Here is a 19,646-nt window from a genome sequence, read left to right as displayed (position 1 = left end):
GTAATAGACAACAAAAATGCCAATTGCTGAAAGGTGACAAGATGACATTTAAAATAACCATAAAAGTATTATGCATGCATAACGAATAAAAAATAATTGTGAATTCGTTATTTATGAAAGCAGTAAATTGCGATACTATTTTTTTTAAACAGAAAAATAGCTTAGAATTAATAAAATTAAAATTAATGTACAATTCAAAAATTATTGGTTTAGGTAAATATGTACCTGACAACATCGTCACAAATGCGGATTTATCCAAAATGATGGATACTAATGATGAGTGGATTACAGAACGTACTGGAATAAAAGAAAGACGTTGGGTAAAAGAAGGCTCTGGTGACACCACTGCAACAATGGGAGTAAAAGCTGCCAAACAAGCAATAGAACGTGCAGGAATAGATAAGGATGATATAGATTTTATCATTTTTGCAACGTTAAGTCCTGACATGTATTTTCCTGGTCCAGGTGTGCAAGTACAACACGCTTTAGATATTAAAACGGTTGGTGCTTTGGATGTACGTAACCAATGTTCTGGTTTTGTATATGCATTATCTGTTGCAGATAATTTTATAAAAACTGGTATGTATAAAAACATATTGGTAATTGGTAGCGAGCTGCACTCTCATGGATTAGATAAAACCACAAGAGGTCGTGGTGTAACTGTAATTTTTGGAGATGGAGCAGGAGCAGCAGTTTTAACTAGAGAAGAAGACACTAATAAAGGTATATTATCTACACATTTACATAGTCAAGGTGAGCATGCAGAAGAGCTTGTTTTAGTTGCACCAGGAATGGGTAAACGTTGGGTGAATGATATTATAGCAGATAATGATCCTAATGACGAAAGTTATTTTCCGCATATGAATGGTCAGTTTGTATTTAAAAATGCAGTGGTCCGTTTTAGCGAAGTGATTATGGAAGGATTAGCTAAAAACAATATGGATAAAGAGGCTATTGATATGCTAATTCCGCATCAAGCTAATTTACGTATTGCACAGTTTATCCAGAAAAAATTTGGGTTGACGGATGATCAAGTGTTTAACAATATTATGAAATATGGTAACACAACTGCAGCATCCATACCTATTGCTTTAACGGAAGCTTGGGAAGAAGGAAAAATTAAAGAAGGCGACAACGTAGTGTTGGCTGCTTTTGGAAGTGGATTTACTTGGGGAAGTGCAATTATTAAATGGTAACAATTTAAGTGCTTTAATTTACTTTTGAAGCCACCTAGATTATATAAAACGAAAAGCCAGAAACATATATTTATGTTTCTGGCTTTTTCTATTAACTAACTACTTAAACTTAACTTTATAAATCTTTGTCTTGGTTTTTTTGTGAAGACTAATTCAAATAAAAAATAAAAACGATTTACTGTCTTGTTATTATTAAGACGCCAAAAAGTGAATTTTATTACGCTGAAAATCAGTATTTAACATGTATTTAACATTGTTAAGTATATAAACTAAAAAGCGTGTTAAAAACAAAACCCCAAAGCTGATCAGGCTTTGGGGTTTTTATTTAGCAACTAACTTAAACACTAACCATTAACTGTTTATTAGCTACTAAATAACCTCTAGATGGTATTATTTATAGGTTTACATAAATCCGCCTCCAGATTTAGTGTCATCATCTCTTTGTTTTCTTGCTTTTGCTTTATAGTTTCCGCCACCAAAACGGTACGCTAAACGTCCAGAAATTTGTTGACTTTCCCAATTAAAACGTCCCACTTGAGCGTAAGGTCTGTCACCTTCAAATTGTGCGTACATAGTATCAAAAATATCGTTGTAGCTTAAGCTAAAGCTCGCTTTGTTTTGTAAAAAGCTATAACGCATACCTAGGTTTACCATAAGCATATCATTCATTTCAAATTGAATGTTTTTATTTTTTCCGCTATACATTCCAAAAGCAGAAAAGCTAAGATCTTTTGTAACTTTAAAGTTGTTAAATGCTCTAACATTCCAAACAACATTATCTATTTTAACGGTATTTAAAACAATATTTTGATTGGTGTCAAAAGACTCGGCTAAACTTTTTTGGGTTTGCGAAAACAAATCAAAACTAGCATTTAAACTCCACCATTTTGTAGGCCTGTAGTTTGAAGATAACTCGATACCATAAGCAGTAGAGTTATCAAAGTTTAGATCTGTAAAAATTAATCTATTTGTATCTGTTCTGTCAATTAATATGGCTTGTTGTATTTCGTCTTCAATAATTCTGTAAAATACTCCTGCTGTAATGCTTCCTTTTTCTAATTGTCTTGTGTAATTAGTTTCAAACGAGTTTGTAAACTGTGGACGTAACGCTTGGTTACCAAACTGAGAGATTAAAGGTGTGTTCCATTCTGGTAGTGGATTAACCTGATTTATACCAGGACGATCTACACGTCTGCTGTAATTAAATTGATAAGCGTTTTTCTCGGATGGTGTGTAGGTTAAAAATCCAGAAGGGTATAATCTAAAATATTCATTTTCAAACGGAATGTTAGTTTGCTCATTAGACGCTAAATCTTTTTTGTAAGCCTCAGAGTCTACATTTACAGTCTCAGCACGTAAACCTAATTGGTAGCTCCATTTGTCTAGGGTTTTTCCATATGTTGCGTAAGCAGAATAGATGTCTCTAGTGTAATCAAACGTTGTTGTAGTAGGTATATATTGACCTAATTGATTAGTTTCTCTGGCATCAGATTGATAAAAAATATTGGTATTAAACAATCGTGCTTGCAAGCCTACTTCAAGTTTTGCAGTTTCAGATAAAGGGTTGCTATAATCTAAATTTATAGTTGTGCTTTGTCTGTCTGTATCTGTGTCTTCAATAAAATTTGGACGTTGCGAGCTAAAAAAAGTGTTTTTTGTATATCCAAAACCATTGTAAGTATCATGATCAACTTCTAACTCGATACTATGACCTTCATCATTTATGTCATGCTTGTAGTTAAAGTTGTATTGTTCAGAATTGTTATCGTTGTCGTTTCTTGTAAACTGAGATTCGTTTAAAGACGGATTAATTAAATAGTTAATACCAGAATTTACGTTAACCCAACCATCAAATAAGTTTTGATTGGTAAAAACTGAAATCGTATTTTTTTCATCTAAATAATAATCCACACCAACCTTAAATAAGTGTGATTTGTTATTATTTAAAATTTCAAATTTTTGCTGAATATCCTGTTCAATTCTGTTTATTTCACCAAAATTAAAGTTTTTAGTCACACTATTATTGTACGATCCATAGACATTAAATTTTCCGTTACGGTAATTGGCATCAATGGAGCTGTTAAATTTAGCTTCAATATCATGCGATAGACCAATATTTATGTTTCCGTTAAATCCAATTTTTGTGTTTTTATGAAGCACAATATTTATTAATCCACTCATACCTTCAGGATTATATTTAGCACTTGGATTAGTAATTAACTCGATACTTTTGATAGAAGACGACGGTATTTGTTTAAGTAATTGCTCCGCAGGAATGTTAGACAATTTGCCATCCACCATAACTCTAACGTTTTGGTTACCACGTAAGCTAATAGATCCTGTTTGTTGGTCCACACTAACGGATGGTAGGTTGTTCATAATCGCGCTAGCAGTAGCACCAGCAGTCTGTAAATCTTTACCAATAGTAATGACTTTACGGTCAACTTTTTGTTGTATTGTTGAGGTTTCTGCAACAATAGTTACTTCGTCCAAATTAGTTGCAGCCTCTTCTAAATTTATAGTTCCTAAATCTATTATTTTGTTGTCATTACTAATAACAATAGTTTTATTTTGAGGTAAAAAACCTAGATATTCAATAGTAACAATGTTAGTGCCTTCTGGGATTTGCTTAACTTCAAATTGCCCATCGTTATTTGTAATACCACCAGTAATTAATTTGTTATTGGTGTCTTTAACAATTACATTTACATAAGGTAAGGGTTGGTCAAGTGTTACGTCTAATACAGTACCAGTGATGGTTCCTATTTTGGGCGAATCGTTTGTGTTGTCTTGTGCTTGAATACTAAAGGCTACCAATAGTAAAGCAATGGTGAGTAGTTTTTTCATTTGTGATTTTGATTGATTGATGAAACTTGGTTATGCTATAAAGACGCCTTAATTAGTAATCTGTTACGCTTGAATAACATTTATTTTAAAATTTAACATTTATGAATAAGAAAACTTTAGTACTTGGCGCTTCATTAAAGCTAGATAGATATAGCAACATTGCGTTACGCAAATTGGTTAAGTATAATCATGACACTGTGGCTTACGGGATGAAAGCAGGAGAGGTGGTTGGTGTTACCATTGATACGCAATTACAACACTATGACGCTTTAGATACTGTAACATTATATTTAAATCCTTCACGACAAAAAGACTACTACAATTATATAGTTAGTCTACATCCAAAGCGTGTTATATTTAATCCTGGTACAGAAAATCCAGAATTATATCAAATATTAAAAGCAAACGGAATAGACTATGAGGTTGCTTGTACTTTGGTATTATTATCTACAAATCAGTATTAGGTTTCGCTTTCGCGGAAATTAAATACAGGCCTAAACAAGTTATAAGTCCATTAAGAGGAAGGATTTCCCAATGGAAGGCGTATTTGCCAATAAAACTATCCGGAAAGTTTGCAGGAAGCTCGGTAATAAAATAGGTGATTAGTATGGAAGCCAAGCCAACAATCCAAGCGTAGTTGTCTTTAATGCTTCGTTTGGTAAGTATACCAAAAGTAAATAATCCTAATAAAGGACCATATGTAAAAGTTGCAAATTTAAAAAGGTTATTAACGACGCTTCCTTCTAATTCATTAAAAATAACAACAACAATAATCAGTAATAAAGAGACACCAATATGTACTTTTTTGCGTAAAGGTTTTTGTTGGGCTAGTGGCAGTTTTTCAATATTTAAAAAATCTATCGAAAACGATGTTGTTAATGAGGTTAACGCACTATCTGCACTACTATAAGCAGCAGCAATAAGTCCAATTAAAAAGGTGATTTGTAATCCTAGACCTAACCCTTGATTCATTGCTATTTCAGGAAACAATAAATCGGTACGTACTTTACCTTCTACCTCAGGTATTGAAATGCCAAATTGCTCTGAATAAATAAAAAGCAAAGCACCTAATGATAAAAATATAACATTAACAAAGACCAATAGTACAGACATGCTAAACATATTTTTTTTAGCATCCTCAGGATTTTTACAGGTTAAGTTTTTTTGCATCATATCTTGGTCTAAACCAGTCATAGCAATGGTTATAAAAATTCCGCCAATAAAGTATTTCCAAAAGTAAGTACTACTATTTACGTCATCAAAAAAGAATAATTGACTTTTTGATTTAAAAGATGCTTTACTAAAAACCTCAGTTATGGACCAGTCTAATTTGTTTACAATCAAAAATATAGCCACAATTACAGAAGTTAACATAGCTAAGGTCTGCAAGGTGTCTGTCCAAACAATAGTTTTAATACCACCACGATTAGTATACAACCAGATTAATGCAATGGATATGACTACGGTTATCCAAAACGGAACACCTAATTTTTCAAAAACAATATATTGCATTGCTAAAGCCACTAAAAATAATCTAAACGCAGCGCCTGTAACACGAGATAGCAAAAAGAAAAAGGCACCAGTTTTATAGCTTACTGTTCCAAAACGTTGTTCTAGATATTGATAAATAGATGTTACATTAAGCCTGTAATATAAAGGTAAAAGTACTAGTAATACGATTAGATAACCCACAAAAAAACCAAAAACCCCTTGCATGTAGGCAAACTGTTGTCCTGCAATCAAACCAGGAACAGATATAAAAGTTACACCAGATAGTGATGCGCCAATCATACCAAAAGCGACAACGTACCAAGGTGATTGTTTTTTACCTTTAAAAAACACGTCATTTGAGTCGTCTTTACCTGTAAAATAAGAGATTAAAATTAGCACTCCAAAATAGGCTGCTATTAATAATAGTATTTGTATTGAAGTCATAAAAGGGTTTTATCAGTGCCAAAGTACAAAATTACTAAAAAGGACTTTAGTTTATAACACTTAAAAGTTTTTAGGTAAGTAAAATTGCTTTGAAAAGTTTGTTGAGTATTAGTGTATTCTTAACAAAAATAAATTCGTGAATCATTAGTAAAAACCTTAATTTTGTGGCTATGGAATTTTCTTCAAAACTTCTTGAAAATGCAGTAAACGAAATCTCGCAATTACCAGGTATTGGTAAGCGTACAGCTTTGCGTTTAGCTTTGCATTTGTTGCGTCAACCTAAAGAGCACACACATAATTTAAGTCATGCCTTATTAAATATGGTAAATGATTTAAAACTATGTAAATCATGCCATAATATAAGTGATAACAAACTATGCGATATTTGTTCTAATCCATTAAGAAAGGATGATGTCGTGTGTGTTGTGGAGGATATTAGAGATGTGATGGCTATAGAAAATACAGCGTCACATAAAGGGCTTTATCATGTTTTAGGTGGTAAAATATCGCCAATGGATGGTGTAGGTCCACATGATTTAAACATTCCTAGTTTGATCCAAAAAGTAAAAAGTGGACAGGTTAAAGAGTTGATTTTTGCTTTAAGTCCAACTATGGAAGGTGATACAACCAATTTTTATATTTACAAGCAAATTAAGGATTATAGTATAGAAACATCAACGATTGCTAGAGGAATCTCTGTTGGTGATGAGTTGGAATATGCAGATGAAATTACCTTAGGAAGAAGTATAATTAATAGAATTCCGTTTGAGTCTTCATTAAAATTATAAGCTAATAAATGGAGCATCAATTAGCCATTTTATTGCCTCACTACAATAATATTGAAGGGTTAACTGCTACATTACATTCGTTATTAACCGAAACAGAACCGTTTACATTAATTATTATCGACGATGGTAGTAATAACCAGAAGCAAGTAGATGGCGTAATAGCTTCGTTTAAGTCCAAGTTGGATATTACCTTAATAAAGCAAACAAAATGTCTTGGTGTAACTGCAGCCTTAAATAATGGTTTAAATTATATTCTAATCCAACCTCATTTTAAATATATAGCAAGACTAGACGCAGGAGATAAGTGTATAAATAATAGATTAGCAAAACAACTGCTGGCATTACAATTAGATCCCAAGTTAGGATTAGTCTCTAGCTACGTTACTTTTACAGCAAAGGATAATAGCTTTTTATTTAATTTTAAACCACCAGTAACTCATAGTAAATTACAAGAAGCCATTTATAAATACAACCCATTTATCCATCCTGCTGTAATGTATAAGACGGAAGTTGTTAAAATTATTGGGTTGTATCCAGAAAATTATCCAGCTCTTGAAGATCATGCTTATTTTTTTAAAGTAATTAAACATTTTAAAACTATGGTGCTGCCAGAGTTATTGTTAGAGTATGAGGTTAATCCAAATAGTATTTCTAATTTAAAAAGAAAGCAGCAAACTAAAAGCAGAATTAAGCTACTTAAGGATAATTATAATTATACATTTACTGCAACTTTAGGTTTGGTTAGAGCTTTTGCGACTAGTCTAATACCTAAAAGTATTTTACTATACTTTAAAAAAACTTTTTTTTATAAATAAATGAAAGTATTAACATTAAATACTGAAACTTTTGAAAAAGAGAGTCTTAAATTAATTTCTAAACTTGAAGTTAATCCAGATTTAGTTGTTGGTATATTGTCAGGAGGAGGTCATGTGTTGGAAGCTATCAAACAGCATCCCAATGTAAAAAGTAGTTTATTTGAAGTAGTAACCTTACAAAGACAATCTACAAATGTAAAACAGCGCTTTTTAAAACCTGTTTTATCCATATTACCATATTCTATCTTAAATTGGCTTCGTATTTTAGAGTCTAATAGTGTGAAAGCTAAAATTTCTAATTTAGATTTAGAAAAATTACAAGATAATATTATAGCATTTGATACAGTAAATACAATAGCAAAACCCATAAAAAACATGCTTATTATAGATGATGCTATTGATAGTGGAAAAACCATGTTTGTTGTTAAAAGTAATTTGCAGCAAAAGTTTCCTAAAGCAAAAATAAAAATTGCAGTATTAGCTTGGACAATTGATAGTTCAATAATAAAACCAGATTATTATTTGTATAATAACACATTATTAAGATTTCCTTGGTCCAATGATTATAAACGAAAATAAATCAAATAAAAAAGTTGTTGTAGTAGACTTGGATGGTACGTTGTATAGCGTTAATACCTTTCACTTTTTTATCAAATATTTGGTGCGTTTTAGTATAACAACATTCAATGTTATACTGCTTTTTAATCTTATAAAAGCTATGTTTTTAAGGTTGTTTGGCTTTATTAATCACTCTAAAATGAAATATATTATTTTAAAGGTAATTAAAGGAAATGAAAAAATAAATTATGAGGCTTTTGTGTCTAGTTTGTCAAATTATAAAAACCATTTAAAAGTAATTGAAGACACAACTTTTGATATTAAAATTTTAGCAACTGCAGCGCCAAATTGCTATTCAAAAATCATTGCTTTAAACGAAGGATTTGATGTGTGTTTGGCAACTAATACACCAGAAAAAAACTATAAATCCGATTTTGAAAATGTTAGAGATGTTAAAAAGCAGGCAGTTACCACTTATTTAAAAACATTGGGTAGCAATCGCGTTGATACTGTAGTAACCGATCATTTTGATGATTTACCATTAATTAAGATAGCTCAACACGTTATTTTAGTAAATCCCAATAAAGAGACTAAAAATATCTTAAAACAAAACCAAATATTTTTTAATATTGTATAATAAAAACACTATTAACGTTTTTTTAAGTTGATGTTTTAAACTTATTTAACCGTTTGATTGATTTTTTTATTAATTTTGCAATTCAACACAGTAAAAAGACTATTAGATTATTAATATGGCAAGATTTGAACTTAAATTACCAAAAATGGGAGAGAGCGTTGCAGAAGCAACGATTACCTCATGGTTAAAAGAAGTTGGTGACACTATAGAAGCAGATGAGGCAGTTTTAGAAATTGCAACAGATAAGGTAGACAGCGAAGTACCAAGTGAGGTTGACGGTGTTTTAGTAGAAGTACTATTTAATGTGGACGATGTGGTTCAGGTTGGTCAGACCATAGCTATAATTGAAACAGAAGGAGAAGGAGGTGCTACAACCGAAGCAGTTAAGCAAGACAATAGTCCTGCTTCAGAACCAGAAGCTGCAAAAGAAGTCTCTAAAACGATTGAAGTTGCGCAACAAGCAGCAGCTCCAATAGCATCAAACGATGATCGTTTTTATTCGCCATTAGTAAAAAATATGGCTAAAGCAGAAGGTATTGCGCAATCAGAACTAGATGTAATTACAGGAACAGGAAAAGATGGTCGTGTTACAAAAAACGACATGGTTACTTATCTAGAAAATAGAGGTAGTCAACCAGCCAAAGCAGCAGCACAACCTGCTACTTCAGCACCTGCACCAAAACAACAAGCTAAACCTCAAGCGCCAATGCAAGTTGCTGCTGGAGATGAAGTTATTGAAATGACTAGAATGGGTAAATTAATTGCTCATCATATGGTAGAGTCTACTCAAACTAGTGCACACGTACAAAGTTTTATTGAGGCAGATGTTACTAATATCTGGAACTGGCGTAAAAAAGTTAAGGATAGTTTTGCAAAACGTGAAGGTCAAAACTTAACCTTTACTCCAATATTTATGGAAGCTATTGCTAAGGCGTTACGCGACCATCCAATGATGAATATTTCTGTTCAAGGAGATAAGATTATTAAAAAGAAAAATATTAACCTTGGTATGGCAGCAGCTTTGCCAGATGGTAATTTAATTGTTCCTGTTATTAAAAATGCAGATCAATTAAACTTAGTAGGTATGACTAAGCAAGTAAATGATCTTGCTGGACGTGCTAGAGAAGGTAAGTTGGCACCAGATGATATCCAAGGTGGTACTTATACAGTAACTAATGTTGGTACTTTTGGTAGCATCATGGGTACACCAATTATTAGTCAGCCGCAAGTTGGTATCTTAGCTTTAGGAGCAATTCGTAAAGTGCCTGCAGTTATTGAGACACCAGAAGGTGATTTTATCGGAATTCGTTACAAGATGTTTTTATCGCACAGTTATGACCATAGAGTTGTAAATGGAGCGTTAGGAGGACAATTTGTTAAATCTGTTAAAGATTACTTAGAGTCTTGGGATAAAAACAGAGAGATTTAAATAACATAAAGTATTTTATAAAAAAAGCACAATCATTTGATTGTGCTTTTTTGTGTTTAATAACATTAGGTTATAATAGTATGCATCTTATAAATGTGACCATAGCATGTAGGCTAAAAATAGCAGATGGATAAGTAATGCGATTTTGGTAAACCGTTTTAAATTTGTTTTATGTATATAAATAGTAGAAATTATAGAGGTTATTGTTAAAACAGCTAACGTTATATCCAATTGGTTAATGTTTTTAAAAAGATTAAACCAACCGTTTAAAAAAGAGAGCTGTCTATCCGTTTGATTACTAATAGTATTAAAAACAAATATCCAGGTACCTATATAATACACATTTAATAACGCGACTAAGCTAGAAAACAATCTGTTAATCCTCATGGCTTATGTATTAGTTGTATTGTCGGTAATAATTTTTACTAATTGATCAGTATCAGATGTGTTTGTATTACTTAGGTCTACAGTAAACGTGTTGTCTATTTGGTAGACCGTTAAGTTATTATTTTCAAACGTATGGTATTTAAATTTTGAAAAAGTCAATCGGTGTTCTTTAAAATAACTATTAATTCGAATAGTCATTCCTAATTTGTTCCATTGCACATAGTTTTTTCTAAAATCTTTATTCAAAAAATAAAGTGCAAAAAGTATGTAGCCAAAACGTTGTATTCTTTTAATCCAAACGTCATCAATTGCATCAGTAGCTTGAAAAATAAAACCTGAAAAGATGCATAATAGTGCCACTATAAAAACAGTTTTAGATAACCACAAATTCTTAAAATTAGAAAGGTTGTCAAAGTATATTTTTTTCATAATAGGCTAAGAATAATTAATTTAAAACCAATTTAGGTAGCAGTATTTGTTAATTTAGTCCTTCGCGTAAAGCTTGAATAAACTCGTCTAAACTAGTGATATTGTTGTAAAGTTTGTCATCAATCTTTAAAATCGGGATTTGGCTAAAGTCACTTTTAGAATTAATGGATTTAAATTCTTTAATTATTTTATCATAATGTGTCGTGTCTTTATCTAGGTTATATTCAGTATAATTAATCTTGTTTTTTGTTAATATGTGTTTAGCATCAGGACAAATCGTGCAGTCGTCCTTAGTGTAAAGTGTGACCTCTTTGTTGTGTAATGCTCTGTCTAATTTAAAATCTATAATTTCAAAATCTTTATCAATCTCTAGGCTATAAGACACCTCGTTAACCACTAAAATGTAGGTGTATTTTCCTTCGGTATTATTTAGCTTCACCATGGTTAATACACGTTTTTTGCTATTACCAGGAATAGTCTCTAAAATCGGACGCTCACTACTACGTCTAAAATCATTAGTTTCAACTTTTAAAAAAACATCATAGGATATGGAGTCGGTATTTTCAATATAAAGCTCATATCGTTTTCCTTTTACCTCTTCTTTTATAGAGACATGTTTATGATTGTTCTGCGAGTAAACAGTCATAGTAGTAAAAGTGATAAGCAGCAGGATAAGGTTTCTAATCATTTTCAAAGTATTACAAAGTAAAAGTAACAGATTAGAATTATATTTGCATAAACCATACCAATAAATTCTTTTATGTCATTAAATTTAACAAAACCAATTTGCTTTTTCGATTTAGAAACTACAGGAATCAATATTACCAACGATAGGGTCGTAGAGATTTCTATATTAAAAGTGTTTCCTAACGGAAATAAAGAGAGTAAAACCTGGTTAGTTAATCCAGAAATGCCAATTCCAGCTGTGGTGTCTGCAATTCATGGAGTTACTGATGAGAGAGTTGCCAACGAGCCTACATTTAAGCAATTAGCACCAGAGATTAATGCGATGATTAAAGATGCAGATTTAGCAGGCTTTAATTCTAACCGTTTTGATATTCCGCTTTTAGCGGAAGAAATGCTGCGCGCAGATTTAGACTTTGACATGAAAGGTCGTGTTGCTGTAGATGTGCAAACAATTTTTCATAAAATGGAACAACGCACTTTAGGTGCAGCGTATAAGTTTTATTGTGATAAAAGTTTAGAAAATGCACACACAGCAGAAGCGGATACGTTAGCAACATACGAGGTTTTAAAAGCTCAGGTAGAGCGTTATGACGAACTTGAAAATGACACAAAATTTTTAGCCGAATTTAGTTCTCGCAAAAAATTTGCAGATTTTGCAGGTTTTATAAGTTATGATAAGGAAGGACAAGAAGTGTTTTCTTTTGGAAAGCATAAAGGCAAATTAGTAACAGAGGTTTTAGACAAAGAGCCTGGATATTTTGGATGGTTACTTAATGCAGATTTTCCGTTGTACACTAAAAAAGTGTTGACAGCAATTAAATTAAGAGCTTTAAATAATAAATTTTAAAATATGAAATTAATTTGTATCGGTCGTAACTACACAGATCATATCAAAGAATTAGAAAACGAAAAACCTACAGATCCTGTAGTGTTTATTAAGTCTGATAATGCCATACTTTTAAAAAAACAACCTTTTTTTATTCCAGATTTTTCAAACGATGTGCATCATGAAGTTGAGGTTTTAGTTAAAATTATCAAACTAGGAAAACATATTGATAAAAAATTTGCTCATAAATATTATGATCAATTAAGTGTAGGAATAGATTTTACTGCGCGTGATTTACAAAAAAAATTAAAAGATAAAGGTTTACCATGGGAAAAAGCTAAATCTTTTGATGGAGCTGCAGTAATTGGTAAATGGATTGATAAGTCAGAATTTTCTGATGTAGATAGTTTAAATTTTAGGTTAGAGAAAAACTCAAGTGTGGTTCAAACCGCAAACACAAGCCTTATGCTTTGGAAAATTGACGAATTGATAGAATATGTCTCAAAATATTTTACTTTAAAGATTGGAGATATTATATTTACGGGAACACCTTCAGGAGTTGGCAAGGTAGTTGCCAATGATAAGTTAAAAGGTTATCTAGAGGATAAAGAACTATTTTCTATAACAGTTAAATAATACATGGAACAACATTACAAACTACATAGACTAAAAGAATTAGCAGACGACGATCAAGAGTTTATTTTAGCTTTAGCTTCAACCTTTATAGATGAAGTACCAAGTGATGCTAAAGTGCTTAAATTGGCAGTAGAAAACAAAAATTATCTATTGACTTATCAAACAGCACACAAAATGAAACCTACAGTTGATATGTTTGAGTTAGGTATACTTGACGATATAATTGAGGTGCAAGATTGGGGTAAATTTGAAAAAAAAGAGATCGATATTACAGATAAATTAAACATCGTTTTAGCTGCTATTGATAAAGCAACTAACGAGATTATTCAAGATTTTAATTTATAATGCAAGCAGAAATAATTACCATTGGTGACGAGATTCTAATTGGGCAAGTAGTAGACACAAACTCAGCATTTATAGGTAAAGCACTAAATTCTATTGGTGTTTCTGTTTATCAAATAACCTCTATTCAAGACGATAGAGAGCATTTGTTAAAAGCATTTGCTGAAGCAGAAAACAATGCAGATATTATCATAATAACAGGTGGATTAGGTCCAACCAAAGATGATATTACAAAGCATACTTTAGCAGATTATTTTGAAGATACTTTAGTTCAAAATGATGAGGTTTTACTCCACGTAGAGCAGTTATTTAAAAAGTACATCAACCAACCTATTTCCGAAATTAATAAAAAACAAGCACTAGTGCCAACCAAAGCAAAAGTGTTAATGAATAGGTTTGGAACAGCTCCAGGTATGTGGTTAGAAAAAGGAAATAAAACCTTTATTTCTTTACCAGGTGTGCCATACGAGATGAAAGCATTGATAGATAATGAAGTGCTACCTAATTTAGTCAAAAAGTATAAACGACCATATATTTTGCATAAAACCATACTAACCTATGGATTAGGTGAAAGCGTAATTGCAGAACGTATAGAAGCTATAGAAGACGCACTTCCAAAACATATTAAATTAGCCTATTTACCAAGTTTAGGTAAAGTAAGATTGCGTTTATCAGGAAAAGGTGAGGACGAGGCTAATCTAGCTTTAGATATTCAAGTTGAAATTGATAAAATATTACCATTAATTCAAGATGTTTTTGTTGGATTTCAGGACAATGATGAAGGTTTAGAGCTAAGTATTGCAAGACAATTAACAAAAAAAGGACAAACTTTAGCGTTAGCTGAAAGCTGTACAGGCGGAAAATTAGCAGAGCAATTTACGTCTCATTCTGGTGCTTCAGAATTTTTTAAAGGCGCAATTGTTAGTTATGCCACACAGACTAAAATTGATCTTTTAGGTGTTCCAGAAGCGTTGATTAATCGTCATTCTGTGGTCAGTTTAGAGGTTGCAGAAGCTATGGCAGCCAATATTAAAAAAATAATTAAAACAGATTACGCTGTTGCTACAACAGGTAACGCTGGACCAACAAAAGGAGACTCTGACGCAGAGGTTGGAACAGTTTTTATAGCAATAGCTTCAAAAAACGGAGTAAAGGCTTATAAATTTAATATGGGAAACCATAGAGAACGCGTCATAAATAAAACAGTAAATAAGGCTTTAGAGTTGCTTCAAAAAGAAATTTTTGAAAATTAATTATTTAGCTATTGCCAAATAGTAAATAATTAGTATATTTGCACCTCGATTTTTAATAACATATTTTTAAAGTTATAAAGTAATGTCAAGAGTTTGTGAACTTACAGGAAAGAAGGCAATGGTTGGAAACAACGTGTCTCACGCGATGAATAGAACAAAGCGTACATTTGATGCTAATTTGATAAAAAAGCGTTTTTATCTTCCAGAAGAGGATAAGTGGGTAACTTTAAAAGTATCTACATCAGCATTAAAAACAATCAATAAAATAGGTATTGCTGCTGCTTTGAAAAAAGCTAGAGCAAACGGATTTATAAAATAATTACCCAATTAGGTAAATTAAAGTATTATGGCAAAGAAAGGTAATAGAGTACAAGTAATATTAGAGTGCACAGAGCACAAAGAGTCTGGAAAGCCAGGAACGTCTCGTTATATTACAACGAAGAACAAAAAGAACACTCCTGATAGAATGGAAATTAAAAAATTCAATCCTATCTTGAAGAAAATGACCGTACACAAAGAAATTAAATAATATTCCCTTTAAGGAATACTAAAACATATAAGTCATGGCAAAGAAAACCGTAGCATCTTTACAGACATCGTCTAAAAGATTATCAAAAGCAATTAAAATGGTGAAGTCTCCAAAAACAGGAGCTTACATGTTTGTTGAGTCAATCATGTCACCTGAATTAGTAAAAGATTTCTTAGATAAGAAATAATTTTACTCTATTTTAATATAGTATTAAGCTGCTTACCTTTGGAAAGTGGCTTTTTTGTTTTTAAAATATTACGTTACTTTACATTATATAAATATGACAATGTAGCAGTCCTGTAAATTAGGCTTCATAATTGTTATGTTGATTATTATATAAAGTGATTAATAGTATACAACATCAATTTAAAGTTGTAAAATATACATTTATAAGTGATAGATTTACTTATAATTATTAAAGTATATTAAACCTTGATCTCTTTTTAGGGATCAGTATATAAACAAAAACAATAATTTGAAATGAGTTTTTTTAAAAAAATATTTTCTTCAGAAAAAAAAGAAACCTTAGATAAAGGCTTAGAAAAATCAAGTACAAGCTTTTTAGGTAAATTAAGTAAAGCTGTCGCTGGAAAGTCTAAAGTAGATGATGCAGTTTTAGATAATTTGGAAGAAGTATTAGTCTCAAGTGATGTTGGTGTTAATACCACTTTAAAAATAATACAACGTATTGAAGCTAGAGTATCTAAGGATAAATATCTTGGTACAGATGAGCTTAATAGGATATTACGAGAGGAAATTGCAGGCTTACTGTCAGAAACTAACTCTGGTGAAGATACAGAATATAAAATTCCGCAATTACCTAAACAACAAGATGGATCTAAGACACCATATGTTTTAATGGTTGTTGGTGTTAATGGAGTTGGTAAAACAACCACTATTGGTAAATTAGCTTATCAATTTAAAAAACAAGGGTTAAAAGTAGTTTTAGGTGCAGCAGATACTTTTAGAGCTGCAGCTATTGATCAATTACAAGTTTGGGCAGATCGTGTAGATGTACCTATGGTACGTCAAGATATGGGAAGCGATCCAGCTTCAGTTGCATTTGATGCCTTACAATCTGGAGTTAATCAAAATGCAGATGTTATTATTATTGATACTGCTGGTCGTTTACACAATAAGGTTAACTTAATGAATGAGCTTACTAAAGTTAAACGTGTCATGCAAAAAGTTGTTGGTGATGCGCCACACGATGTATTATTAGTTTTAGATGGTAGTACTGGTCAAAATGCTTTTGAACAAGCCAAGCAATTTACTGCTGCAACAGAGGTTACAAGCCTTGCAGTTACTAAATTAGATGGTACTGCTAAAGGTGGTGTTGTGATAGGTATAAGTGATCAATTTCAAATTCCTGTAAAATATATTGGTGTTGGAGAAGGTATTGAAGATTTGCAAGTGTTTAATAAGTTTGAGTTCGTAGATTCTTTCTTTAAATAAGCATGTCTTTTAATTCCGATCGAATTTTTAGAATTATTACTGTATTTATAATACTTTATTTGTTAGTAGCAATTTGTAGTCATGTGGTTTTCGCTATAAATTTTTTTATACAACCTAAAAGTCCTTTAATTCCTGAAGAATTAATCTACTATTCGCTTTTTCCTTTAGTAGTTATAATACCGCTTTTTGCATTTTGTATTTGGTATTGTTGGAGAAGTCTATTAAAAGAAACACTTAATAAGGTAATAATTACTTTGATTTTTACAATCTGTTTATTCTATTTTTTCTATCCTAATATTGTATTTGATGGACTATACAGCATTAATCCTTATGGAATATAAATTTATTAATTAAATACATTATTTAATTTCTCCCAAAGCGCATTATCATAACTTGATAAAGCAAAATTAGAGTCGTCAGCTGCTTCTCCCATTCTTACAATAACCAAATCTTTACTTGGTACAATGTATAGTTTTTGGTCATTTTTACCCAAAGCACAATACATATCGCTTGGACCATTAGGAATTAATTCACCCGTAAATTCAACCTGAGTTTGTGGTAGATGATAGCTAGACTTACCATTTAACCACCATAGATAGCCATAAGCCTCATTAATACTTTGTGAAGTGTTTGTTGCTTGATTTAAAAATGCATCAGATACAATTTGTTGGTTATCCCACTGGCCATTTGCATAAATCATTAAACCAAATCTAGCCATACTTCTGGTAGTACTCCAATAAACGCTTAAGTCTCCTATAGTAATCCAAGTACCTGTCATACCAATTTTATTTTTTAAGTTCTCATTAAAATAATCAGACCAACTTTGATTACTAACTGCAGCAACAACATCTTGTAATTTGACGTATACATTGTGGTATGCCCAACGATTACTTGCGTTTGCAATATATTGCAAATTTTCTGGTGCAACACTATCGCCTAGACTATCATCCAAACCAGAGTCCATGGATAACAGATTTTGGCATGTAATTAGTTGTTCTTGTTCTAAAGTTTCACTAGTCCAATTTGTTCCTAAATAATCGGACACTTTGCTGCTTATCTCTAATAATCCTTGGTCTTGAGCAATACCTGTAACAGTTGAAGTTAATGTTTTTCCTGCACTTGCCCAATACCAAGGATCAGTTAAAGCATGATCATTAAAATACTGCTCAAAAGCAATTTTTCCTTTATGTAAAATTATAAACGATTTGGTGTTTGTGTTTTCTAAAAATGAAGATAATTCACCTAAAGCTGAAGTATTCAATTGTAACTCGGAAGGTGTTTTAGTCTCCCAAGTATCACTATCCAAAGGAGGGAAATATATGTTTTGCGCATCATGATTTTCTTTTAAATCAGTGTCATCTTTTGATGTGCAACTTAAACTAATGAAGGTTAGTAAACTAAAAATTAAATAGATTGGTTTCATACTATTAGTTTTTTATTTGACCAATATAAATCAAAATGGTTTAATATCTGTTATATTAAAATTTGATAGTATCTTTGCAATCCAAAAATGAGGTATGAGAACAAAGTCACTTAAAAAGAACAAAATCAACGTAATAACTTTAGGTTGTAGTAAAAATGTCTACGATAGCGAAGTCCTAATGGGACAATTAAAAGCTAACGGAAAAGAAGTTGTGCATGAGGAAGAAGGTAACGTAGTAGTTATTAATACCTGTGGTTTTATTAATAATGCAAAGGAGGAAAGCGTGAACACTATTTTAGAGTACATGCAAAAAAAGGAAGATGGAGAGGTTGATAAAGTCTTTGTAACGGGATGTTTAAGTGAGCGTTATAAGCCAGAATTACAAAAAGATATACCTAATGTAGACCAATATTTTGGGACTACAGAGTTGCCAGGTTTACTTAAAGCTTTAGGTGCAGATTATAAACATGAGTTAATAGGAGAGCGTTTAACAACTACACCTAAAAACTATGCCTATTTAAAAATTGCAGAAGGTTGTGATAGACCATGTAGTTTTTGTGCGATTCCTTTAATGAGAGGTAAGCACAAATCTACACCAATTGAAAACTTAGTTACGGAAGCTGAAAAGTTAGCAGCAAATGGCGTTAAAGAGTTAATCTTAATAGCCCAAGATTTAACGTATTACGGTTTAGATTTATACAAAAAACGAAACTTAGCAGAGTTACTTGAAAACTTAGTTAAAGTTGAAGGTATTGAATGGATTAGATTGCATTATGCTTTTCCGACAGGTTTCCCAATGGATGTGTTAGATTTAATGAAGCGAGAGCCAAAAATTTGTAATTATTTAGATATTCCATTACAACATATTAGTGACGATTTACTTAAAAGTATGCGTCGTGGTACTACCAAAGAAAAAACAACAAACCTAATTAAGCAGTTTAGAGCTATAGTCCCAGAGATGACTATTAGAACAACATTAATTGTTGGTTATCCAGGCGAAACGGAAGCACATTTTCAAGAATTGAAACAGTGGGTAAAAGATATGCGTTTTGAGCGTTTAGGTTGTTTTACTTATTCTCATGAAGAAAACACACATGCCTATAACTTGGAAGACGATGTGCCACAAGAAGTGAAACAAGACAGGGCTAACCAAATTATGGAAATTCAATCTCAGATTTCTTGGGAGTTAAATCAAGAAAAAATTGGAGAAACCTTTAAAATTGTTATAGACCGTAAGGAAGGTACTTATTTTGTAGGTCGTACTGAGTTTGATAGTCCAGATGTAGATAATGAAGTGTTAATTGATGCAACTGACACGTATTTAAAAACAGGAGAATATTACAATATTAAAGTGACTGAAGCTGAAGATTTTGATCTTTATGGTGAGTTAGTAAAAGCTTAAATTAAGGTATTCAAAATAAAACAATTTGAATGTTAAATCTAAAAAAGTATATTTACAAAACTAAACAAACCA

At 31.6% G+C, this 19,646-nt stretch carries 21 protein-coding genes; 16 read left to right on the top strand and 5 right to left on the bottom strand.

Annotation, left to right across the window (positions count from 1 at the left end):
* Nucleotides 1-185 precede the first annotated feature (185 nt).
* Nucleotides 186-1,196, top strand: coding sequence for a beta-ketoacyl-ACP synthase III (locus WNY60_RS09460; RefSeq protein WP_342862208.1), 1,011 nt, complete (start codon nt 186-188; stop codon nt 1,194-1,196).
* 402 nt (nt 1,197-1,598) lie between these two features.
* Here the strand turns inward: WNY60_RS09460 and WNY60_RS09455 are convergent, their stop codons facing one another.
* Entirely contained in the window at nt 1,599-4,043 is a 2,445-nt protein-coding gene (locus tag WNY60_RS09455) for an outer membrane beta-barrel family protein (RefSeq protein WP_342862207.1), read from the bottom strand.
* 101 nt (nt 4,044-4,144) lie between these two features.
* Between WNY60_RS09455 and WNY60_RS09450 the strand changes: the two genes are divergently transcribed.
* A complete protein-coding gene (locus WNY60_RS09450) occupies nt 4,145-4,507 on the top strand; it encodes a CoA-binding protein (protein WP_342862206.1) in 363 nt (120 codons plus the stop codon).
* On the opposite strand, the gene WNY60_RS09445 is transcribed toward WNY60_RS09450, so the two are convergent.
* A complete protein-coding gene (locus WNY60_RS09445; protein ID WP_342862205.1) occupies nt 4,491-5,978 on the bottom strand; it encodes a sodium:solute symporter in 1,488 nt (495 codons plus the stop codon). The genes WNY60_RS09450 and WNY60_RS09445 overlap by 17 nt on opposite strands.
* A gap of 170 nt (nt 5,979-6,148) precedes the next feature.
* On the opposite strand from WNY60_RS09445, the gene recR reads away from it, so the two are divergent.
* The 5 genes from recR to WNY60_RS09420 all read left to right on the top strand — a co-directional run bounded on the left by recR (nt 6,149) and on the right by WNY60_RS09420 (nt 10,205).
* The gene (recR, locus tag WNY60_RS09440) at nt 6,149-6,766 is read left to right on the top strand and encodes a recombination mediator RecR (RefSeq protein ID WP_342862204.1); all 618 of its coding nucleotides are present in this window, start codon (nt 6,149-6,151) and stop codon (nt 6,764-6,766) included.
* Nucleotides 6,767-6,774: 8 nt separating this feature from the next.
* Nucleotides 6,775-7,581, top strand: a complete 807-nt coding sequence (locus WNY60_RS09435) for a glycosyltransferase (protein ID WP_342862203.1) — start codon at nt 6,775-6,777, stop codon at nt 7,579-7,581.
* Entirely contained in the window at nt 7,582-8,160 is a 579-nt protein-coding gene (locus WNY60_RS09430; protein ID WP_145000364.1) for a phosphoribosyltransferase family protein, read from the top strand.
* 178 nt (nt 8,161-8,338) lie between these two features.
* A complete protein-coding gene (locus WNY60_RS09425; RefSeq protein ID WP_339808199.1) occupies nt 8,339-8,776 on the top strand; it encodes a hypothetical protein in 438 nt (145 codons plus the stop codon).
* 115 nt (nt 8,777-8,891) lie between these two features.
* Nucleotides 8,892-10,205: a dihydrolipoamide acetyltransferase family protein gene (locus WNY60_RS09420; RefSeq protein ID WP_342862202.1), complete on the top strand. Its 1,314-nt coding sequence runs from the start codon at nt 8,892-8,894 to the stop codon at nt 10,203-10,205.
* Nucleotides 10,206-10,595: 390 nt separating this feature from the next.
* Here WNY60_RS09420 and WNY60_RS09415 read toward each other — a convergent pair whose 3' ends face one another.
* A complete protein-coding gene (locus WNY60_RS09415) occupies nt 10,596-11,021 on the bottom strand; it encodes a hypothetical protein (protein WP_342862201.1) in 426 nt (141 codons plus the stop codon).
* Between the two features lie 49 nt (nt 11,022-11,070).
* Nucleotides 11,071-11,709 carry a glutaredoxin gene (locus WNY60_RS09410; RefSeq protein WP_145000356.1) on the bottom strand — a complete coding sequence of 213 codons (639 nt, stop codon included), beginning with the start codon at nt 11,707-11,709 and terminating at the stop codon, nt 11,071-11,073.
* A gap of 72 nt (nt 11,710-11,781) precedes the next feature.
* Here WNY60_RS09410 and WNY60_RS09405 point away from each other — a divergent pair, with 72 nt between their 5' ends.
* The 8 genes from WNY60_RS09405 (at nt 11,782) to ftsY (ending at nt 16,749) form a co-directional block, all read left to right on the top strand.
* Nucleotides 11,782-12,555, top strand: a complete 774-nt coding sequence (locus WNY60_RS09405) for a 3'-5' exonuclease (protein ID WP_145000355.1) — start codon at nt 11,782-11,784, stop codon at nt 12,553-12,555.
* Between the two features lie 3 nt (nt 12,556-12,558).
* Nucleotides 12,559-13,170, top strand: a complete 612-nt coding sequence (locus WNY60_RS09400) for a fumarylacetoacetate hydrolase family protein (RefSeq protein ID WP_339808205.1) — start codon at nt 12,559-12,561, stop codon at nt 13,168-13,170.
* Between the two features lie 3 nt (nt 13,171-13,173).
* Nucleotides 13,174-13,515, top strand: a complete 342-nt coding sequence (locus tag WNY60_RS09395; RefSeq protein ID WP_339808206.1) for an Hpt domain-containing protein — start codon at nt 13,174-13,176, stop codon at nt 13,513-13,515.
* The gene (locus WNY60_RS09390; protein WP_145000349.1) at nt 13,515-14,765 is read left to right on the top strand and encodes a competence/damage-inducible protein A; all 1,251 of its coding nucleotides are present in this window, start codon (nt 13,515-13,517) and stop codon (nt 14,763-14,765) included. Before WNY60_RS09395 ends, WNY60_RS09390 begins: the two co-directional genes overlap by 1 nt.
* Nucleotides 14,766-14,847: 82 nt before the next feature.
* Nucleotides 14,848-15,084: a 50S ribosomal protein L28 gene (rpmB, locus tag WNY60_RS09385; RefSeq protein ID WP_028282774.1), complete on the top strand. Its 237-nt coding sequence runs from the start codon at nt 14,848-14,850 to the stop codon at nt 15,082-15,084.
* Between the two features lie 27 nt (nt 15,085-15,111).
* Entirely contained in the window at nt 15,112-15,294 is a 183-nt protein-coding gene (gene rpmG / locus WNY60_RS09380) for a 50S ribosomal protein L33 (protein ID WP_028282775.1), read from the top strand.
* A 34-nt stretch (nt 15,295-15,328) separates the two neighbouring features.
* The gene (locus WNY60_RS09375; RefSeq protein WP_145000347.1) at nt 15,329-15,481 is read left to right on the top strand and encodes a DUF4295 domain-containing protein; all 153 of its coding nucleotides are present in this window, start codon (nt 15,329-15,331) and stop codon (nt 15,479-15,481) included.
* A 293-nt stretch (nt 15,482-15,774) separates the two neighbouring features.
* A complete protein-coding gene (ftsY, locus tag WNY60_RS09370) occupies nt 15,775-16,749 on the top strand; it encodes a signal recognition particle-docking protein FtsY (RefSeq protein WP_145000345.1) in 975 nt (324 codons plus the stop codon).
* 346 nt (nt 16,750-17,095) lie between these two features.
* Here the strand turns inward: ftsY and WNY60_RS09365 are convergent, their stop codons facing one another.
* Nucleotides 17,096-18,172 (bottom strand): serine hydrolase, encoded by a 1,077-nt coding sequence (locus WNY60_RS09365; RefSeq protein WP_342862200.1) that lies wholly within the window; start codon nt 18,170-18,172, stop codon nt 17,096-17,098.
* Between the two features lie 94 nt (nt 18,173-18,266).
* Between WNY60_RS09365 and rimO the strand changes: the two genes are divergently transcribed.
* Entirely contained in the window at nt 18,267-19,574 is a 1,308-nt protein-coding gene (gene rimO, locus WNY60_RS09360; RefSeq protein WP_342862199.1) for a 30S ribosomal protein S12 methylthiotransferase RimO, read from the top strand.
* The last annotated feature ends 72 nt before the right edge of the window (nt 19,575-19,646 follow it).

The organism is Olleya sp. AS48 (assembly GCF_038900355.1).
Taxonomy (GTDB): Bacteria; Bacteroidota; Bacteroidia; order Flavobacteriales; family Flavobacteriaceae; genus Olleya.
This window is presented reverse-complemented; position numbering and strand designations above follow the sequence as displayed.

Bases quoted from the DNA above. Each gene is read 5' to 3' on its own strand.
- WNY60_RS09460 (WP_342862208.1), top strand. From the start codon at position 186: ATGTACAATTCAAAAATTATTGGTTTAGGTAAATATGTACCTGACAAC.
- WNY60_RS09455 (WP_342862207.1), bottom strand. From the start codon at position 4,043: ATGAAAAAACTACTCACCATTGCTTTACTATTGGTAGCCTTTAGTATT.
- WNY60_RS09450 (WP_342862206.1), top strand. From the start codon at position 4,145: ATGAATAAGAAAACTTTAGTACTTGGCGCTTCATTAAAGCTAGATAGA.
- WNY60_RS09445 (WP_342862205.1), bottom strand. From the start codon at position 5,978: ATGACTTCAATACAAATACTATTATTAATAGCAGCCTATTTTGGAGTG.
- recR (WP_342862204.1), top strand. From the start codon at position 6,149: ATGGAATTTTCTTCAAAACTTCTTGAAAATGCAGTAAACGAAATCTCG.
- WNY60_RS09435 (WP_342862203.1), top strand. From the start codon at position 6,775: ATGGAGCATCAATTAGCCATTTTATTGCCTCACTACAATAATATTGAA.
- WNY60_RS09430 (WP_145000364.1), top strand. From the start codon at position 7,582: ATGAAAGTATTAACATTAAATACTGAAACTTTTGAAAAAGAGAGTCTT.
- WNY60_RS09425 (WP_339808199.1), top strand. From the start codon at position 8,339: ATGAAATATATTATTTTAAAGGTAATTAAAGGAAATGAAAAAATAAAT.
- WNY60_RS09420 (WP_342862202.1), top strand. From the start codon at position 8,892: ATGGCAAGATTTGAACTTAAATTACCAAAAATGGGAGAGAGCGTTGCA.
- WNY60_RS09415 (WP_342862201.1), bottom strand. From the start codon at position 11,021: ATGAAAAAAATATACTTTGACAACCTTTCTAATTTTAAGAATTTGTGG.
- WNY60_RS09410 (WP_145000356.1), bottom strand. From the start codon at position 11,709: ATGATTAGAAACCTTATCCTGCTGCTTATCACTTTTACTACTATGACT.
- WNY60_RS09405 (WP_145000355.1), top strand. From the start codon at position 11,782: ATGTCATTAAATTTAACAAAACCAATTTGCTTTTTCGATTTAGAAACT.
- WNY60_RS09400 (WP_339808205.1), top strand. From the start codon at position 12,559: ATGAAATTAATTTGTATCGGTCGTAACTACACAGATCATATCAAAGAA.
- WNY60_RS09395 (WP_339808206.1), top strand. From the start codon at position 13,174: ATGGAACAACATTACAAACTACATAGACTAAAAGAATTAGCAGACGAC.
- WNY60_RS09390 (WP_145000349.1), top strand. From the start codon at position 13,515: ATGCAAGCAGAAATAATTACCATTGGTGACGAGATTCTAATTGGGCAA.
- rpmB (WP_028282774.1), top strand. From the start codon at position 14,848: ATGTCAAGAGTTTGTGAACTTACAGGAAAGAAGGCAATGGTTGGAAAC.
- rpmG (WP_028282775.1), top strand. From the start codon at position 15,112: ATGGCAAAGAAAGGTAATAGAGTACAAGTAATATTAGAGTGCACAGAG.
- WNY60_RS09375 (WP_145000347.1), top strand. From the start codon at position 15,329: ATGGCAAAGAAAACCGTAGCATCTTTACAGACATCGTCTAAAAGATTA.
- ftsY (WP_145000345.1), top strand. From the start codon at position 15,775: ATGAGTTTTTTTAAAAAAATATTTTCTTCAGAAAAAAAAGAAACCTTA.
- WNY60_RS09365 (WP_342862200.1), bottom strand. From the start codon at position 18,172: ATGAAACCAATCTATTTAATTTTTAGTTTACTAACCTTCATTAGTTTA.
- rimO (WP_342862199.1), top strand. From the start codon at position 18,267: ATGAGAACAAAGTCACTTAAAAAGAACAAAATCAACGTAATAACTTTA.